The organism is Calothrix sp. NIES-2100 (assembly GCF_963875285.1).
GTDB lineage: Bacteria > Cyanobacteriota > Cyanobacteriia > Cyanobacteriales > Nostocaceae > Aulosira.
Genome location: NZ_CAWNLA010000001.1, coordinates 220,681 through 237,107 on the forward strand (window position 1 = coordinate 220,681; position 16,427 = coordinate 237,107).

Annotated in this window: 9 protein-coding genes; 4 read left to right on the plus strand and 5 right to left on the minus strand. The window is 41.5% G+C overall.

Going from position 1 to position 16,427, the window contains the following annotated elements; all coding sequences use genetic code 11:
* Nucleotides 1-3: 3 nt before the first annotated feature.
* Nucleotides 4-579, minus strand: a complete 576-nt coding sequence (locus AACU32_RS01005) for a Uma2 family endonuclease (protein ID WP_096597004.1) — start codon at nucleotides 577-579, stop codon at nucleotides 4-6.
* A gap of 172 nt (nucleotides 580-751) precedes the next feature.
* Nucleotides 752-1,771, minus strand: a complete 1,020-nt coding sequence (locus AACU32_RS01010) for a ribose-phosphate pyrophosphokinase (RefSeq protein WP_096597006.1) — start codon at nucleotides 1,769-1,771, stop codon at nucleotides 752-754.
* A gap of 695 nt (nucleotides 1,772-2,466) precedes the next feature.
* Here AACU32_RS01010 and AACU32_RS01015 point away from each other — a divergent pair.
* From AACU32_RS01015 to AACU32_RS01030, 4 genes are all read left to right on the plus strand, one after another.
* Nucleotides 2,467-4,149 carry a serine/threonine-protein kinase gene (locus AACU32_RS01015; protein ID WP_096597010.1) on the plus strand — a complete coding sequence of 561 codons (1,683 nt, stop codon included), beginning with the start codon at nucleotides 2,467-2,469 and terminating at the stop codon, nucleotides 4,147-4,149.
* Nucleotides 4,150-4,256: 107 nt separating this feature from the next.
* Nucleotides 4,257-4,337 (plus strand): DUF3303 domain-containing protein, encoded by an 81-nt coding sequence (locus AACU32_RS01020; protein ID WP_339378665.1) that lies wholly within the window; start codon nucleotides 4,257-4,259, stop codon nucleotides 4,335-4,337.
* Between the two features lie 310 nt (nucleotides 4,338-4,647).
* A complete protein-coding gene (bioD, locus tag AACU32_RS01025; protein WP_096607807.1) occupies nucleotides 4,648-5,358 on the plus strand; it encodes a dethiobiotin synthase in 711 nt (236 codons plus the stop codon).
* Nucleotides 5,359-5,428: 70 nt separating this feature from the next.
* Nucleotides 5,429-6,646: a M20 family metallopeptidase gene (locus AACU32_RS01030; protein ID WP_096597012.1), complete on the plus strand. Its 1,218-nt coding sequence runs from the start codon at nucleotides 5,429-5,431 to the stop codon at nucleotides 6,644-6,646.
* Between the two features lie 126 nt (nucleotides 6,647-6,772).
* Here the strand turns inward: AACU32_RS01030 and AACU32_RS01035 are convergent, their stop codons facing one another.
* The 3 genes from AACU32_RS01035 to AACU32_RS01045 all read right to left on the minus strand — a co-directional run bounded on the left by AACU32_RS01035 (nucleotide 6,773) and on the right by AACU32_RS01045 (nucleotide 16,057).
* The gene (locus AACU32_RS01035) at nucleotides 6,773-7,699 is read right to left on the minus strand and encodes a DUF4351 domain-containing protein (RefSeq protein WP_096597014.1); all 927 of its coding nucleotides are present in this window, start codon (nucleotides 7,697-7,699) and stop codon (nucleotides 6,773-6,775) included.
* 68 nt (nucleotides 7,700-7,767) lie between these two features.
* Nucleotides 7,768-7,926, minus strand: a complete 159-nt coding sequence (locus AACU32_RS01040; protein ID WP_339377390.1) for a hypothetical protein — start codon at nucleotides 7,924-7,926, stop codon at nucleotides 7,768-7,770.
* Nucleotides 7,927-7,942: 16 nt separating this feature from the next.
* Nucleotides 7,943-16,057 (minus strand): Calx-beta domain-containing protein, encoded by an 8,115-nt coding sequence (locus tag AACU32_RS01045; protein ID WP_096597016.1) that lies wholly within the window; start codon nucleotides 16,055-16,057, stop codon nucleotides 7,943-7,945.
* Between the last annotated feature and the right edge of the window lie 370 nt (nucleotides 16,058-16,427).

A 16,427-nucleotide genomic window follows, 5' to 3' on the forward strand; every position in this document is an offset into this window, starting at 1 on the left:
TAATTACAATAATTTTTTTAACAACAACGTAAATCCAGGTACAACATCTTCCCCACTCAAAGTGGCTGTGGCTGGATATTGAGTAATTGAGCCATCTTGACGGTAAACTAAAGCTTGCTGATTTTGACGGTCAATTAACCATCCTAAGCGCACGCCATTGGCAATATATTCTGCCATCTTGGCTTTGAGTTTTTCTAGGCTGTCATTTTGAGAACGAATTTCAATCACGAAATCCGGTGCTAAGTTGATAAACTGATCTTCTTGCTCATCCCAACCGATTGGTAAGCGTCCTTTAGCGACAAAAGCAGCATCAGGAGAACGTACAGCCGTATTTGGTAATCTAAAACCTGTACTGGCACTAAAAACTTCGCCTAAATCCTGACTTTCTACCCAATTTAATAAATAAGCTACGGCTTTGGCTTCCCGATTCCCAGAAATTCCTCCAGTTGGTGGCATAGTATCTATAGTTCCATCAGCATTGCGTTCAAACCGCAGTTCTGGGTTTTGCGAACTCATCAGCAGTAGTTCTTGATCTGTAACCGTATACAAAGATTGCAAGGTTACTGTTTCGCTATTCATATACTTCCACAATATGGGACAAAGAGCGATCGCCGCAGAATTAGAACGCCTCTGCTGAGATTCCCCTCGACATGAAGGTTGAAGAATGAAGCGAGAAAAATTTCCTACTTCATACTTCGTACTTCATAGTTATTTACGCAGAACTGTAACGGATGTAACAGTCGTTTTTTTGCTAGCGGAACATACTACTTACTGAAGTATCTTCGTGAATCCGCCAGATGGTTTCTCCGAGTAGATTAGCCACTGAAAGCACTACGAGTTGCGGAAAACGATTGCTTTCTGGAATGGGAATCGTGTTGGTGACGATTACTTCCTCAAACAAGCCACTAGACAACCGCTCAACAGCAGGTGGCGAGAACACTGCATGAGTTGCACAGGCATAGACCTGACGCGCTCCTTCTTCACGTAGCAACCTTGCTCCGGCAGCAATTGTGCCTCCAGTGTCGATCATATCGTCCACTAAGACTGCTGTTTTACCCCTCACATCACCAATTACATTTAATACTTCGGCGATATTGTGAGCCTGACGACGTTTATCAATAATCGCCAACGGAGCATCACCCAGCTTTTTGGCAAATGCTCTGGCTCTGGCTACACCGCCAACATCAGGAGAGACAACTACAAGATCTGATAGCTGTTTACTGGCCAGATAATCTAGTAAAACTGGCGAACCATAAACATGATCAAAAGGTATGTCGAAATATCCCTGAATTTGGGCTGAGTGCAAATCCATTGCCAAAACACGGTTGGCTCCTGCTTGAGTGATGAGGTTAGCAACCAACTTCGCAGTGATTGATTCTCGTCCTGCTGTTTTGCGATCAGCCCGCGCATAGCCATAGTACGGAATTACTGCTGTCACCTGGCGAGCAGAAGCTCGACGACAGGCATCAATCATAATCAGCAATTCCATTAAATGATCGTTAACGGGCTGACAGGATGGCTGGATGAGATAGACATCACAACCCCGGATAGACTCCTGGATTTGGATATAGAGTTCGCCGTCCGCAAACCTTTTACGGATCATTGGACCTAAGTCCATGCCCAGGTAGCGAGCGACTTCTTGAGACAGTTGTACATTGGCAGAACCAGAAAACAGCCGCAGGCGATTATTTTCAGTTATTCCTGTTGCAGCTGGCTGCACTTTAGATAAAGTTGCAGAACTGAGCACAGCAGATCCTCGATGTGCATTCATGGCAATCTTAACATCAGCAATTTAGCAAATTTAACCGGAATAGTGTAAAAAAATATCTGTAAAAGTTAAAACATTTCTCCTAAAAATTATGATTTGCAAATTTTTGAGTACGTTTGGTAAACAAACCATTGATAGCTTAACTGAACAAGCACTCGAATAACTAGAGCCATTATTCGGATTTTTGCTTGCAGTCAGCAAAACCTCACATCTGAGATTTTTTTGGGAGATTGCTACTTATACGCACCTATTTTGGGAATTAGCTACAAACTTTTTACAGTTTCAGCGCAATTGCTCCGAGATATTATATAGTCGCACACGAATAAATCAACACTTAAGTAAATAACAAGTCTTATATGATACTGATTTACCGAATTAAAAACAATGGTAGTGATAAATCATACAGCAGCCAGTTGTGAATGCAAAAAGCTTTGTGGATGAGGGAGATGTGGTTCGACTTCGCGGTAGTTGAGTGTTCGCGTAGCGTCTCGCAGAGAAGTCGAAACTCACCGGGAGATGAGGGGGACAAGGAGGACAAGGGAGACAAGGAGGACAAGGGAGATAAATCAGAAATGCCTAATGCCCAATGCCCAATGCCCAATGCCCAATGCCCCATGCCCAATGCCCAATGCCCAATGCCCAATGCCCAATGCCCAATGCCCAATACCCCATGCCCAATGCCCCTTAATTAAACAATTATGCAACCACCTATTACTGTTGGCACTATCCTGCAAAACCGTTACCGCATGATTCAAATCCTCGGACAAGGAGGATTTGGCAGAACTTATTTGGCGGAAGATCAGCGGCGATTTAATGAACTTTGCGCGATTAAAGAATTAATTCCGACAACTACTGGAACTTCTGTGTGGGAGAAGACACAAGAACTTTTTCACCGAGAAGCGGCAATTTTGTATCAAATTGAACATCCGCAAATACCAAAATTCCGAGAAAGATTTGAACAAGATCAGCGTTTATTTTTGGTGGAAGATTATGTTCCAGGTAAGACTTACCGGACTATACTTGCGGAACGCCAAGCTACTGGTCAAACTTTAACAGAACCAGAAGTGTTACTGTTGATGCGCTCTTTGTTACCTGTATTGGAGCATATTCACAGTCGGGGAATTATTCACCGAGATATTTCACCAGAGAATATTATTTTACGAGATAGTGATGCTAAACCAGTATTAATTGATTTTGGGGTAGTGAAAGAATTAGCAACTCGATTGCAATCTCCCAATAGCACCGCGCCCGTCACTACTGTGGGGAAATCAGGTTATTCTCCCAGCGAACAAATGCAAACAGGGCAAGCTTACCCTAATAGTGATTTATATGCACTCGCTGTGACTGCGCTCGTTTTGCTGACTGGTAGAGAACCAAGAGATTTATTTGATGACAATCAACTAACATGGAATTGGCAACAATGGGCGAGAGTTAATCCCCGATTTGCCGAAGTGATTAATCGGATGTTGAATTATCGACCAAGCGATCGCTACCAAAGTGCAACTGAGGTGATCCAAGCATTGCAAGCGATCGATCAACCCAATGTCCCTATCCCCAATAATGTCTCCAATCTCCAAACCCTTGCTGTTGGTGGTCGTCAGCCTCAGCCAGCACCTTCACCTTCACCCAATAAGCCTAGACCAGCAATTCCACCCAGCAATAGTAATTCTGTCTTAGATAATCCACTAGCAGTTGGGGCTATTGGCAGTGCTGTAGTTATTTTAGCAGGAGTTGGTTCTTGGGCGTTGGTGAGTTCTATTCGCAGTCAGTCGCCGCAAACACCACCAGAAACACCACCACAAACTTTCCCTTCACCAGTTGTTTCTGGTGGTACGACATTAACACCCTCACCGACACCGACTAATGCTGAACCTGTTGTTTTGAGTAAGCGCCTTAATTTTGGAGCATCCAATACAGCTAAAGTAGAAAATACGCTGAAAGAAAATCAAATAGTTCAGTACAGTTTTTCTGGACAAAAAGGGCAAAGATTAACTGCGGCGCTGGAGCAAGGTAATGGCATTGTTCTAGCAATTTTAGATAGGAATAAACAACCCATTGATAATTTGGCTAATCAAGTTACATCCTATGATGGCAAATTACCGCGAACAGGTAGATACACTATTCAATTAAGTCTAGAACCAGGAATTGCCGAGAGTGATTACACTCTCAATGTTGGATTAGAAAAATCCATCCAGGAGACTCCTACACCTAGCCCCACACCAACTCCCACACCAACTCCCACACCAACTCCTACACCAAGCCCCACACCAACTCCCACACCAACTCCCACACCAAGCCCCACACCAAGCCCCACACCCACACCCACTGCCACTGAACAACCAACTAACGTACCTAATCCCACTAATAGCCCAGGAACTTAAACAGGAATTCCACTGAATACCAAGACATTGTGTTTTTTAAAGATGGCTAAGGAGGCAAAATGTTATTCATGGTAATCGAGCGATTCAACAATCGCGATCCTTAAAAAATATACCGTCGCTTTCGAGAAAAAGGGCGGATGATGCCTGAAGGTTTAAACTATATAGATAGTTGGGTTGAAGTCAACTGAAGTATGAAATTACCCCACCCAACCGATGAACGGAAGTCAAAAGTCAAAAATAAATTTCTTGAATGCGTTAATTCCTGAAGGGTGGGATGGGGCAGAAATTAAGGAAAAACTTAATTTTTTTCGCCCACCTTGGGCGTTAGCGTAGCGGGACGTAGGGCAAGCTTGTACCAATTCTCACTTCATCCTTTATCTTTAATAAATGTTAGCTATTAAAATTTACAATAATAAATCAATTGTAAATAAACAGAATTATAAGTATGATGAGCAATTAGTACACAAGCTGATAATTGACTTTTCCAGAAACAAATTGTTGAACACACTACTAATTACAGGTACTGATACTGAAGCGGGGAAAACTGTTTTAACAACAGCATTAGCAGCCTATTGGCAAAAATATTTTCCTGAGCGCAATTGGGGAATTATGAAACCGATTCAATCAGGAGAAGGCGATCGCGAATGGTATCAAAAGCTGTTTTCCCTACAACAAACATCTGAAGAAATTACACCGTTGTATTTTCAAGCACCTTTAGCGCCGCCGATCGCCGCCGCCAAGGAAAATCGCCAAGTGGATTTAGCTGTAGTTTGGCAAGCTCTGTCTAAATTGCGATCGCAGCGGGATTTTGTCCTGGTAGAATCTTTAGGGGGCTTAGGCTCACCCATCACAGATGAATTGACGGTAGCAGACTTAGCTGGAGACTGGCATTTACCAACGGTTCTAGTAGTTCCTGTCAGGTTAGGAGCGATCGCGCAAGCAGTGGCTAATGTAGCATTAGCTAGACAAGCGCGGGTAAATCTCAAAGGAATTGTTCTCAACTGCGTACAACCCCGTTCTGAGGCAGAAATAGCCGACTTAACGCCACAAGATTTGATTCAATCACTCACCAATACCCCAGTTTTAGGTTGCTTACCCCATTTAGATAACCTCGCTGACTTAGACAAATTAGCCCAAGTTGCGTCAAATTTAGATTTAGGAATCATTCCAGAAATCAACAAAATCTCAAGAGTAAAAGACAAAGACTAAAAAATCACGTTAATAATAAAGTTATGTAAGTTCATCTTTCATCCTTCATCCTTCATCCTTCATCCTTCAGATGGTTTCCACCTTCCCAAATCCTGCGTCTGTTGACTTATCTCATGTCCGACTCTCGATCCGTTCATTGCTTCCGCAACTGGTAGAATGGCGGCGGCGACTACATCAAAAACCAGAGTTGGGTTTTAAAGAAAAACTCACAGCTGAGTTTATCGCACAGAAGTTGCAAGAATGGGGAATTGAGCATCAAACTGGTATTGCCCAAACTGGAATTGTGGCGATTATCAAAGGTAACAAACTCAGCAATGGTAAGGTTTTGGCAATTCGGGCTGATATGGATGCTTTGCCAATTCAAGAACTCAACCAAGTGGCTTATTGTTCCCAGCATGATGGCGTAATGCACGCTTGTGGACATGACGGACATACTGCGATCGCCCTAGGTACAGCTTACTATCTCCAGCAGCATCGCGACGATTTTGCTGGCACTGTAAAAATTATCTTCCAGCCAGCAGAAGAAGGGCCAGGAGGTGCAAAACCGATGATTGAGGCTGGGGTACTGAAAAACCCCGATGTCGATGCAATTATTGGCTTACACCTGTGGAATAACCTAGGCTTGGGAACAGTCGGCGTTCGGCCTGGAGCGTTAATGGCAGCTGTAGAATTATTCAACTGCACAATTTTCGGCAAAGGTGGACATGGGGCAATACCACATCAAACTGTGGATTCGATTGTCGTTGCCGCCCAAATTGTCAACGCTTTGCAAACAATCGTAGCACGAAACGTGAATCCCATTGATTCAGCAGTGGTAACTGTAGGTGCGCTTCATGCGGGTACAGCACATAATGTGATTGCTGACACAGCAAATATGAAAGGCACAGTCAGGTATTTTAACCCAGCTTTTGCAGGTTATTTTCACCAGCGGATTGAGCAGATAATTGCCGGAGTGTGCCAGAGTCATGGCGCAAGTTATGACTTAGAATATGTGTCACTTTATCCCCCAGTAATTAATGATGCAGGCATTGCAGAATTAGTGCGATCACTAGCACAAGAAGTGGTAGAAACGCCGATGGGAATTGTGCCAGAATGCCAAACTATGGGCGGTGAAGATATGTCATTTTTCTTGCAAGAAGTTCCTGGGTGTTATTTCTTTTTAGGTTCTGCCAATCCCGCCAAAGATTTGGCTTATCCTCATCATCATCCCCGGTTTGATTTTGATGAAACTGCATTACCAATGGGTGTGGAAATATTTATTAGGTGTGTGGAGAAGTTTTTAAATTAATTTAGTGGAATAGCTGCATTTTTAGGGAAAGCGATGCCTGGGTTGGGCTGCGCCAACATACTTGATTATGTATGAGATTGTCCAAGCGATGCCTGCGGCGGGCTACGCCAACGCTCTTACTTATCCTCAATTTTCATGGGCAATCAACCAGTTTTCTAAGTCGGCGATCATGCTAAAATCTAACAAAGCTTCACCCAAATCTTCTAACTGAGGGGTTGATAGCTGTTGAATCCGATCCTGTAACTGGGGAGTTAACGCACCGACACGACGATTGAGTTGTCGCAGAACCATCGTACATGCTTCTAATTGTTTTCCCTGTTCTCGTCCTTCTTCCCTTCCTCGACGTTGCCAACTTGTGACAATCTCCATAACTTCTTCCTCCTGTGCTGGTTCAATGGTAGCAAGTTGTGATTGGAAAATGGCTTCTTCCAGGGTGTTTAATTCTAGGTAAACATCGACAAATTGGGAAATTAGCTCAATTTGTGCGGGATTTAGTCCCAAACTCACAAGTAACTGTAATGACAATAATTTCACGGTGGGACGTTCTTGTTTGTCCATCCGCATTTTTGATATTAAAGCACTTGCAACTGGATTGGGTGTATTGACAAAATCCCGCCAATTAAATTGGTTTAATTGAATTACCCTGTAGTTAAATTCTAGGACTTTCCAACCGGGAAACTCAACGGTGTAAATGTTTGGTTCGCGGGTTAGGGGTGAGTCGTGGGAATATAAGACAATCGGGTAAATTGGCAAAGCATATTTTTCGTGGAGACGTGCAAAATAGGTAAACATCCGCGCATTAAAATCAGATTCACTGGATGATTGATGTTCGGTATGGATGATAAATAATGAATCTCGATCACAAAAAGATGCGCGGACAACTAAATCAACGATTTTCTTGGTTCCCACAGTGATATCTGTAAATACCTCTTGGGGTATAAATTCGATACTGTCGCGTTCCCAATAGTTAGTGATATCGGGGAAAAATAGCTCGATGAACTCAGGAAAGAAGTTTTCTAAAAGCTTTTTAAATAATTGGTCATGGTCAATCATGAAATGATATTACAGGGTTTTGGTAAACAAGAGCGATCGCACTTTCATCCACCATCACACAAAGGCGATCACGCTCTGGGTAATGACAAAGGCGATCGCAGTTGAATATGTATGAGAATGGAAAGCGATCGCACTGTGGGTAGTCCTAAAGGCGATCGCACTTGATTATGTATGAAAATGGAAAGGCGATCGCATTGTAGGTAGTGATAAAGGCGATCGCAGTTCATCTATGACATGAAAAAATTAAACGAAAGTGTCATTCCAAACACCACCTATACTATCTAGGAATCCACTATCGATTGAATAAAGCCATGTATATTCACGAGATTCACCAGATACAGCAAAGTTTTTTGCATAGCCTGCTTTATGAAGTTCGTTGATTGCTTCTAAAATCCAACCTGCCCATGAATCGTTCTCAAAATCATATATGTCAGCAACGTAAAATTTCACGTTGATACTGATTATATTGGAAGAAACCTTTGTAAATCCTGCACTATATCTGTAACTAAAACCTCCAAGAGCTTCAGACCAATTTCCTCCATCATCCCACAGATCAAAGTGTCCTACCGCATTTCCCCATTGTTGTTCTAGATTTCCACCAGAATAATCTGATGCAATATAAGACTTACTTCTTTGAACTGCATCTTTAATAGCATTCTGAAATAGAATTTCTCTAAAGTTTCCAGATTCCCGAATTAATTCATCTATTGAGACACTTGAGCCAGCGTTTGCATACCATGTGTCACCATTGTTATCCAAAAAATGGCGAAGTAATTGAGCTGCATCATCCCAACCCCAACTATCCCAAGTATTTGCCAGTCCATATAAAGAAATCTTAAGTCCGCTTAATCGAGCTTTTTTAATAAAGTCTAAATCCCAAGGTTTCTCAGACTCATAACCTTGTTTAGCTCTCTCAATAAAATTCGCGACTTGATTATAAGGAGTAGAATCTCCATTGTAATAACCTTTATCGGGATTACCACTACCTGGATTACCACTAATCGGCTCTTGTATAGGTGGATTCACAGAAGGATTATCAACAGGATTATTGATCCTAGGAGTTGAAGGATTAGAAACAATCGGACGAGAAGTATCCGTACCCGCAGGGAAATAAACTACAGTACCCGCTTGTAATTGTCGCGCTTCTGCATCACTAAACTGCGTACCATTTTGCTTCAAAATCGAAGTCCAGCGAGTACCATTACCCAAATAACGCTGTGCAACATCCCAAAGGGTGTCACCGGACTGAATTACATAACTGGGTAAATTGACAACAGGAGAAGCGCCAACTGGTTTACTAGTATTAGTATTGGGTGGGAAATAAACTATCGTACCAATTTGTAGCCTTCTGGCTTCTGCTTCCGTAAAGCTTGTACCATTAGCTTTTAAAATCGAAGTCCATTTTGCACCACTTCCCATATATTGAGAAGCAATATCCCAAAGTGTGTCACCCGATTTGATAATATAACTTGGCAGGTTTGCCACGGGGCTGACACTTGCAGTATTCTCTGTATTCGCTTGGGGAATATAAACTACTGCACCAATTTGTAAATACCGTGCTTGTTCAGAAGTATAGGTTGAACCATCCCCCCGTTGAATTGTTGTCCAGCGCGTACCATCCCCTAAGAAACTTTGAGCAATACCCCAAAGCGTATCATTGGGTTGTACTGTGTAAGAAATACGATTAGGTAAAGCAGGGGTGCTAGTTCCTTTCGGGATATAAACTACTGCACCAATTTGTAAATACTTTGCTTGTTCAGAGGTATAGGTAGATCCATCCGCCCGTTGAATCTGAGTCCATTTACTTCCATCGCCGTAGTAGCTTTGTGCAATACCCCAAAGCGTATCATTGGGTTTTACTGTGTAAGTATCGCGTACTGGAGTTGGGGCTGGTAATGCAGGAGGCGTATAAACAGGGGCTTGAACAATCCGATCCCACCAGATTTTGGAAATAGCTAAACCACCAAATTCTCGATATTCAACTTGAATCTTGTGATCGCCTTTCGTTAAGAACCGATCCACACTATAATTAACCGCATTTCGACCATTCCAAGTATCGTGGATTAATTGATCGTCAATCCAAATTTTCATTCCATCATCGACACTATTACTGAAGCGATAATTATCCTCTTCAAAATTAAATACCCCTATCCAACGTGCCGAGAAATTATCATTATTCACACCATTTCCTGGACTACCTGAACCCCAATCATATCTAAGACTTGCTTCAGCAGGGTTAGTAAATACAGGAGTTCCACTTAAATCGGTATTATTGAAATATTGACCAGTCCATAGTCCTGTTGCACCAACCTTTTCCCACCATGTTTTAACAGCAGCATCCCCACCATTTTCGTAGTATTCCACCTTCACCTTATGTTGTCCTGCGGTGAGATAACGATTAGCCCCATAGGCAGCAAAACCCTGATCCTTCCATCCATTCACAACCAGCTGATCGTCTACCCAAATTCTGATTCCATCGTCTGCATTAGCGCGGAATAAATAGTTACCTTCATCGAACTGGAAAACTCCTGCCCAACGCGCGGAGAAGCCATCATTTCCTACACCATTACCAGGCCCACCTACACCCCAAAAGTAATCAATTTTGCTGCCTAATTCATTGTATAAAGGCTGAGAAACGATATTATTACTAAGTGCTTTGATTGGAGTAATACTTTCGCCTTCGGCACGGGTAAAAGTAGGATTACCACTTAAATCACGGTTGTTGAAATATTCAGCATTCCATTGTCCAGTTTGGGTGCTTTGCTCCCACCAAACATTAGTAATAGCATCTGCACCATTTTCGTAATATTCAACTTTAATTCGATGTAATCCGTCACTCAAAAAACGATTAAATCCATAATTTGTTGCGCCTTGATCCTTCCAAGCATCAATTACTAAATTGTCATCAATCCATAAACGGACACCATCATCAGCAATGGCACGGAAGAAATAAGATCCTGCTGCAAAATTGTATAATCCTGTCCAACGCGCTGAGAAATTATCATTTGCTACGCCATTACCAGGGCCACCCGTTCCCCATTGATGGTAAATTCGATCTTCAACCTGTTTAAAACTAGGATTACCACTCAAAGAACGGTTATTGAAATACTCTGCTTGGAACGTATTAATCGGCAAAACACCCGTTTGCCAATCATTTAAATCTCTTAAGCGTTCCCAACGCAAATTATGAATAGCATTGCCACCATGCTCAAAATATTCAACTACAACCTGATGTTCTCCAGGAGAAATTTGTACATAAGAATCATTGCGAATATAGGGTTGATCAACCCATTTATCTAATACCTTGACTCCATCAACAAAAATGCGAATTCCATCATCAGCTTGACTGATTAAATTATATAGTCCCCCTTGGAAATAGTTTTTACCTGTCCAGCGCACAGAGAAGTTATCAGCACCTATACCAGTGGCGGGACTACCTAATCCCCAATCGTGGTTAATATTACTCTCGTTTTGAGTGAAAGTAGGTGTTCCACTAAGAGAGATATTGTTGTAATATTCAGCACGATAGGAACTATTCTGATCAATAAAGATACCCTGAGAGCTATCAAACTGAATATTAGTTGGTGCTTCTTTTACATCGACATTAACTGCTGCACCACCCAAATTTTCGTAATACTGAACGTAAAAATCGTAGTCACCAGACTGCGCCACATTGAAGAAATAGGTACTTGCAGATTCACCAACATTCCTAATCCGCCAATCTCCAGCAATGTTAGTGATCTGACCATTAGCTACATTTTTCAGGAAAAAGCGAGTCCCATCATCCGACTGAGTAGTAACTTGGTAAATCTTACCAGCATCTAAACGGGTAGTTGTCCACGCTTGCATTGCAAAGTAATCGCTTTGCACATTTGCTGCTGGACTTCCTTCTCCATAGTTAACTTTTAGCGCAACTGAATTGTTAGTAATCCTAATGGGATTATTGCGTAATTCTCCATTTTGTTTATTAATACTGGAATCAACAGCAATATTTCCTGTTGTTTCATTTAATGTCCAGTAGCGAATTAATCCCGCTTCATTACCATTTAATTCGCGGTTCAGATAAGTCTGAATATCCGCTTGAGTTCGTACCGCATTCCAGATGCGAACATCATCCATTTTGCCGTTGAAATATGCATCTGCACTCCAATTACTACGCCCGATATAAGACGTACTACGGGTAACATTTAAGGGAGCGAAAACATTACCTGATGCTTTTAATTCTCCATTCCAATAAATGTATCCTTTCCCCTGTCCGTCATTAACCGCAGCAACATGAACCCATTGTTTTTCTGGGAATATATCATTGGTGATCAGTTTTTGAGTATTTGCTCCCTGGTAAGTTTCCCAGAACATCTTACCGGAATTTTCTACATACCCAAGGATGATATTGTTATTATTGGCTCCATTACCCAAGTCGATAATGCGTGACCAACCTTGATGTTTATCCACATAAACCCATGCTTCAACGGTTACAGCACCACCAAAACTTGTAGCGGAAATATTGACATAATCATCCACACCATCAAATTTGAGGTTGCTATTTAGGTTAAATCTGTCAAGTTTGACAGTTGCATCGGGACGGGTAAAATCATAGCTGTTGTAATCAGCTACATTGCTAGAATTGCGATTAATGAAGCTGACATTCCATTGATTAAGATTAGAAGGTAGACTTAGATTTGGATTTACCCAAGTCGGATTATTGCGCAATTCTGCATTTCGTTTAGCACTGCTAGAATCAACAGCAATATTTCCAGTTGCATCATTTAACTTCCAATAGCCAATTAATCCAGTTTCATTACCGTTTAATTCGTGATTCATGTAACCACGAATTTCATCTAAATTACGTGTTTTATTCCAAATGCGAACCTCGTCTATATTGCCGTTGAGGTATTTATTGACTGCATCATTTGAGAAGCCAATATTAATCTTTTTTTGCCAATCAAAATCAGATTTAGTCTTACTGCCAGAAGCTACTAATTGACCATCAATATATAATTTTTGTCCACCAATAGCAGCGCCAATAGTATAAGCTACGTGATGCCAATTTCCGTCTGCTAAATATAATCCCTTACTCTGAATTTCTTCTGTGTTCCAAAGACGCGCCTTAATATTTCCGCCTGTTAAGTAAATATGGCGATCGTGTCCACCAGCGCCTAAGTCACCATCAACTACAGCAAATAATCCTGCATTTGGATCGCTGGTTTTAAAGCGAAACTCATGGGTAATTTCTGTTTCTGGCTCATCCAGGGAGATACTAAGATAATCATCCACACCATCAAATTTGACATTTCCTCCCAAATTACTATCAGCAATTCGGACAATAGCCTCAGTGTTATTTCCTAAGCCATAGCTATTATTCGCTTGTAAACTGAGAACAATAGTTTCATCACCTTCAGTGATTAAATCATCCTTAACATTAATGGGAAGCGTGACGCTACTTTGTCCCACAGGAATTACAACATAACCACTTAAGGTATCGTAATCAGTACCATTAGTTGCTGTTCCTTGTACCGTATAATTAACTGTTAATGCTTGTGTCGTAATTCCGGTACGACTAAAAGTAAATTGACCGGGGTTTGTCGGTTGTCCGGCTAGAGTTTCACCTGCATTAATATCTGTGGCGCTGATGGTAACTGTGGGTTTATCGTTATCTGCAATATTGACAGTAGAAGTATTCACCGTACCCAAATTGTAATTCGTACCAGTTGCTAAGTTGAGTACAACTGTCTCATTTCCCTCGAATTCCCCATCATCAATAGGAGTAATGTTAATTAACGCTGTGGATGAACCAGCCGCAAAGGTGATGCTGTTGGTTAATTTATTGTAATCTGTACCATTAATTGCTGTCCCTGCAATTGTGTAATTTACTGTTAGTACAGAAGCCGTATTTCCTGTGCGGTTGAGGGTAAATTGACCAGGATTTGTCGGTTGTCCAGCTAAGATTTCGCCAGCATCGCTATCTGTGGCGCTAATGGAAATTGTCGGTTTATCGTTGTTGTCTACAATGTTGACAGTAGCAGTATTTAACGTACCCAACTTGTAATTTGTACCAGTTGCTAAGGAGAGTACAACTGTCTCATTCCCCTCAAATTCGGGATCGTCTATGCTATTAATATTAATTAATGCTGTGGATGAACCCGCCGCAAAGGTGACGCTGTTGGTTAATTTGTTGTAATCTGTGCCATTAATTGCTGTCCCTGCAATTGTGTAATTTACTGTCACTGCTGAAGCCGTATTTCCGATGCGAGTCAGGGTAAATTGACCAGGATTTGTCGGTTGTCCGACTAAGATTTCTTCAGCATTGCTATCTGTGGCGCTGATGGTAATTGTAGGTGTATCGTTATCTGCAATATTGACAGTAGCAGTATTCACCGTACCCAAATTGTAATTCGCACTAGTTGCTAATGTGAGTACAACTGTCTCACCGTCCTCCAATGCGACATCATCAATGGGAGTAAGATTAATTAAAGCTGTGGCTGAACCAGCCGCAAAGGTAACGCTGTTGGTTAATTTGTTGTAATCTGTACCATTGGTTGCTGTCCCTGCAATTGTGTAATTTACTGTTAGTGCAGAAGCCGTATTTCCTGTGCGTGTCAGAGTAAATTGACCGGGGTTTGTTGTTTGTGCAGCTAAGGTTTCACCAGCATTGTTATCTGTGGCGCTGATGGTAATTGTGGTTTTATCGTTGTCTGCAATGTTGACAGTAGCAGTCTTGGCTGTACCCAAATTGTAATTTGTAGCCGTTGCTAAGGAGAGTATAACTGTCTCATTCCCCTCAAATGCGACATCATCAATGGGAGTAAGATTAATTAAAGCTGTGGCTGAACCAGCCGCAAAGGTAACGCTGTTGGTTAATTTGTTGTAATCTGTACCATTGGTTGCTGTCCCTGCAATTGTGTAATTTACTGTTAGTGCAGAAGCCGTATTTCCTGTGCGTGTCAGAGTAAATTGACCGGGATTTGTTGTTTGTGGGGCTAAGGTTTCGCCAGCATTGTTATCTGTGGCGCTGATGGTAATTGTGGGTTTATCGTTGTCTGCAATGTTGACAGTAGCAGTATTCACCGTACCCAAATTGTAATTTGTAGCCGTTGCTAAGGAGAGTATAACTGTCTCATTCCCCTCAAATGCGACATCATCAATGGGAGTAAGATTAATTAAAGCTGTGGCTGAACCAGCCGCAAAGGTAACGCTGTTGGTTAATTTGTTGTAATCTGTACCATTGGTTGCTGTCCCTCCAATTGTGTAATTTACTGTTAGTGCAGAAGCCGTATTTCCTGTGCGTGTCAGAGTAAATTGACCGGGATTTGTTGTTTGTGGGGCTAAGGTTTCGCCAGCATTGTTATCTGTGGCGCTGATGGTAATTGTGGGTTTATCGTTGTCTGCAATGTTGACAGTAGCAGTATTCACCGTACCCAAATTGTAATTTGTAGCCGTTGCTAAGGAGAGTATAACTGTCTCATTCCCCTCAAATGCGACATCATCAATGGGAGTAAGATTAATTAAAGCTGTGGCTGAACCAGCCGCAAAGGTAACGCTGTTGGTTAATTTGTTGTAATCTGTACCATTGGTTGCTGTCCCTGCAATTGTGTAATTTACTGTTAGTGCAGAAGCCGTATTTCCTGTGCGTGTCAGAGTAAATTGACCGGGATTTGTTGTTTGTGTGGCTAAGGTTTCACCTGCATTGTTATCTGTGGCGCTGATGGTAATTGTGGGTATGAGAGTTGACTGTTCAACTACCAATGAGTGTCCATCAATAAAAATTGTTGTCGTATCATCTTCAGCACGAAGCTTAATAATCTGCTCTGCACTCAGTTGGTTACCTGAAATCAATTCAGCTAATATCTCACCTTCATCGCCAGGGGAGTCAATAGAATTAGCGTAAGCATCTAAAAAGTGTCCTTCTTCTTCTACAAGGACTTTGCCTATAGCGGTTGGGTTATCTGCATTCTGCGCGAGAAAAACACTATTAATATATATGGTGTTTGTATCTTTAGCATATGCACCTAAAGCACCATTCATCTGAGCATTAGAGAGAAATTGCACATCTGGCAATACACCATAGCTTTCACTCAATATCTCAGCACCTAATGCTGCTGCTTTATTAACATCAAAAGATTCTCCGAAAGCAATCTGAGCTACTTCAGCAAAGTTAGTTTTAAAAATACTCCCAGCAGCGTAAAATAATGCGTTGGTTGGGTTAATTTCGTTTTGCCATGCTTGGATGAGAGTCTCACCGGCTAATGATAAAAGTTGCTGTGAACTGAATCCTTGCCAATCAGCTTGTAAAGGATTTAGCGAATTATTATCTAATTCTGGCAACGAAGAATTGATGTTAACTTCAGGATTGTCAAACATAGTTCAGTTAGTTCGGAATATTGAAAATAAACAGAATTTCTGAAACATTAAACTTGCCAAAGTCAATCTATGACTGAGTATTTCATACTTTATTTAAAGCATGATTTAGCGAAGTTTATATGCAATTAAATTGGCTAAAATATCTATCAAATACATCATGACAAGTTAAGTTGAAGCGTGGCTATAGCGTGATTACCTAAATTGTGATGAATTTAATGTGAGTTGGATGCAGTAAAAAAAGGTACAAAAAAATGATGAGACTGAAATTAGATGAAAAATAGATGAAAAACGGCTTCGGGAAGACAAAAAAGTAAATTATCTAGTCAGCTTTGGGCTATTGTGTTCTACTCGCGATCGCAAATACAACCTT